The sequence below is a fragment of the Aquiflexum sp. genome, from assembly GCF_041749095.1.
Classification (GTDB): Bacteria; Bacteroidota; Bacteroidia; order Cytophagales; family Cyclobacteriaceae; genus Aquiflexum.
Window position 1 is genome coordinate 1 of the sequence record NZ_JBGTCA010000221.1, and the last position, 3,300, is coordinate 3,300.

Annotated in this window: 3 protein-coding genes; all 3 read left to right on the forward strand. The window is 38.8% G+C overall.

Annotated features, from left to right (window positions below):
• Positions 1 to 52 precede the first annotated feature (52 nt).
• The 3 genes from ACEW8O_RS10870 (at position 53) to ACEW8O_RS10880 (ending at position 3,073) form a co-directional block, all read left to right on the forward strand.
• Positions 53 to 655: an RNA polymerase sigma factor gene (locus tag ACEW8O_RS10870; protein ID WP_373494657.1), complete on the forward strand. Its 603-nt coding sequence runs from the start codon at positions 53 to 55 to the stop codon at positions 653 to 655.
• Between the two features lie 239 nt (positions 656 to 894).
• Entirely contained in the window at positions 895 to 1,527 is a 633-nt protein-coding gene (locus ACEW8O_RS10875) for a Uma2 family endonuclease (RefSeq protein WP_373494659.1), read from the forward strand.
• 454 nt (positions 1,528 to 1,981) lie between these two features.
• Positions 1,982 to 3,073 carry a FecR family protein gene (locus ACEW8O_RS10880; RefSeq protein WP_373494658.1) on the forward strand — a complete coding sequence of 364 codons (1,092 nt, stop codon included), beginning with the start codon at positions 1,982 to 1,984 and terminating at the stop codon, positions 3,071 to 3,073.
• Positions 3,074 to 3,300 lie beyond the last annotated feature (227 nt).

Here is a 3,300-nt window from a genome sequence, read left to right on the forward strand (position 1 = left end):
GATCAATTTGTTCTATATATTGTTTGCTCATTCAATACAACCCAAAATAATTTTGAAACCACAACCCTCCATCTTAACCTCGCAGCAGGGGCCGGAAGATTTCTGGATGATGTTGCAATCCGGCGATAGAATCGGATTGGAAGGGTTGTACAAATTATTTTCCCATGAGCTTTTCAGGTTTGGCCTGTCCATGGTGGCCGATGAGGATTTTGTGCAGGATTGCATTCAGGAAGTTTTTATAGACTTATGGAAATACCACAAGACGCTGCAGCAGGCCAATAATGTGAAAGTTTATCTTTTTAAATCACTTTCCAGAAAAATCAGCAAAGCGAGCAGTAAAGAAAAAAAATGGAGAAAAGAGGAGATCAAAGAAAACAATACTCCCGGCTACTTCATCGAATCCATCGAATCCAAGATCATCAACAGCCAAAAAGACGAGGACCTGCAATGTAAAATCGCCAAAGCCTTACAGCACCTGCCTGCCAGACAGAAGGAGGTTATCCTATATCTTTTCTTTGAGGATTTTTCTTATGAAGAAGTTTCCAAGATGATGGGGATCAATCTGCGCTCTGTTTATACCTTGGCTTGGAAGGCAATTTCTACCCTGAAAAAGTATGTTTTATTTGTAATTATGATCATTGATTTTTTTGTATGACTTGTATTATCATACCGTAAGTATTGAAAATTTTTAAATTTCTGCAATCCAACTAAAGGAAATTCTATTATTCTTACCCTATAATCAAATTAAAAAAGTCCGGCAACGGAAAAGGAAATGTATAAACATTGCCTTTGATAAATGGAAAAAACCTATCAATACTGCCTTTGAAAATTGGAAAAAACCCATTATTGTCCTATGGAATCCGGTTTTCCAAACAATTCCATTATATTAGTTCTATGGAACAGGAAGAAAGCAGAAGCGAAGTTAACGAGCCCATTACAGGGTACCTGCCTACCGGACAGGCAGGTGGAAGCTACAATTACGCCGATTATCTGAGTTGGGAAATGGATGAAATGGTGGAGCTGATCAAGGGCAAAATTTTCAGGCAGGCCGCCGCTGCACCTAGAAGAATCCACCAGAAAATATCCGGCAAAGTTTTTAATAAATTGTTTAATTTTCTGGAACATCATCCCTGCGAGGTTTATGAAGCACCCTTTGATGTACGGTTGCCTGTAAAATCCAAAAGGAACGAAGACATAGAAACCGTAGTCCAACCCGATATCTGTGTGATTTGTGATAAAAGCAAACTGGATGAGTTGGGTTGTGTCGGTGCACCGGATTTGATCATTGAGATTCTTTCGCCGGGCAGCAACAAAAAGGAACTTAAAAACAAATATGAAGTCTATGAAGAAAGCGGCGTTGGGGAGTATTGGATCATTCATCCTGACGAACAAACAGTCATCACCTATACACTGGTGAAAGGGAAATACGTTCCGTCCAAACTTTTTACATCGGGAGATGTCTTGGACTCAAAGACTATTACAGGTTTCCAACTGGACCTGGAGTATGTTTTCAGAGATTTGGAATAAAGTGATTTGCAAACCATAAATATGAATAGATTTTTTTCTAATCTGACCGAGCAATTTTTCTTTATAACCAGGTTGAATGTCCGAAGTCGGAAGGATCGGGAAACCATTGCTGTGTGGCTACTTTCATCATTGTGGATAATCACATTGGAAATTTTATTTGAACCACAAAAGTGACAAAAGAATACAAAAGTTACCGGATATCAACTTTTGGTGATATAGTCTTTTGTTCCCTTTTGTTTCTTTTGTGGTTCCATTATTTTTTTGTTTAACCTGATGTCATTACCTCTTCTGAACATTTCCAAAATGTTTTAAACTTGGAACGACAGGAACAATCTAAAAGGGACGAGCAAAACCCGGGTAAAAACCACTTACCAAAAAAAAATAAAAAAATATTTCCCATTTCAAGGATAACTTTTTTGCCTTGCGGTCTCCTTTGATTTGAAAACCTTTTATTATGTGCAAATCTGAATATAGCATTGAAGATTTTGTTTTGGACCCTGAATTCAAAAAATGGGTACTGAATCCTGATGCGGAGACGAAAATTTATTGGGAAGAGTATCTCAAAAGTAATCCTTCCAAAAACCAGGATATTGTTTTGGCCCGAAAAATACTTTTGAACCTCTCAAGAAGTACAGGGCATGTGGATGAAAACAGGGTCAGGGCTACATGGTCAAATATTGAAAAGTCACTGGAAGAAATGAATTCAGATGATATTGAAGGAAGGATTATCCCTTTGGATTCCTACAGCAGCCTTAAGAAATATCCTGTTTACACCAATCCCATTTCCAGACACAATCAATTTTATAGGATGGTGGCGATACTCGCTGTAGCCTTTATGTTGGCTTTTTCTATCCATCATCTATCTGAACCTAAAGTTACCTTGATTGCTGAGATCCCAATTGAATATCAGGAACATATTGCCCCTCCCGGTGTCAAATCCAATCTGACGCTTTGGGATGGTTCCAAAGTAATCCTCAACTCAGGAAGTTCCCTGCGGTATGTCAAAAACTTCGAATCGGACAAAAGAGAAGTTGAACTGATAGGAGAGGCGTTTTTTGAGGTTTCCAAAGATCCCAACCGGCCATTTATAGTGAGGACCGGACAGGTTTCCACTCAGGTTTTGGGTACTTCCTTCAATGTCAAATCATTTGAAAATGAAGTGCTGGAAGTATCCTTATTGACCGGTTTGGTAGAGGTCAACGTGGATATGGAAGTCCCTCAAACAATCAGTTTGGTTCCCGGGGAGGCAATTAGATTTAAGTCGGAAAGCCAAAAAATAGAAAAAGGTAGGTTCGACAAAGAGAAAGTGTTGGCCTGGACGCAAAAGACCATTGTGTTTGAACAGACCCAGATGGCTGAAATCAAAAGGGTTTTGGAAAATTGGTACGGAGTCCAAATCCAATTCCTGAACAGTCCTGCCAGGGACCTGGAAATATCCGCGAGGTTCAACGATCAGAGCCTCAAAGAAGTCCTGGAAGGATTGAGTTATTCTGCCAGGTTTGATTATGTAATAGAAAATGATCAGGTAAACATAAACTTTAAATAAACTCTGCCTATGGAGATAAAAAAATCATAAGTAAAAAGGGCTATAAGTGTTTAACCACTTACAGCCCTGAAGACACCGGAAAATGAGACGGCAATCCCATTTCCGATAGGTGTTCATTTAAACAATTAGCACAAGCCTAAACAAACGATTTAAAGATATGAAAAAATGCGTACTTAAACATGTTATATACATGACCAAATTATTCGCCATTGCTTTCTTTCTCCAAT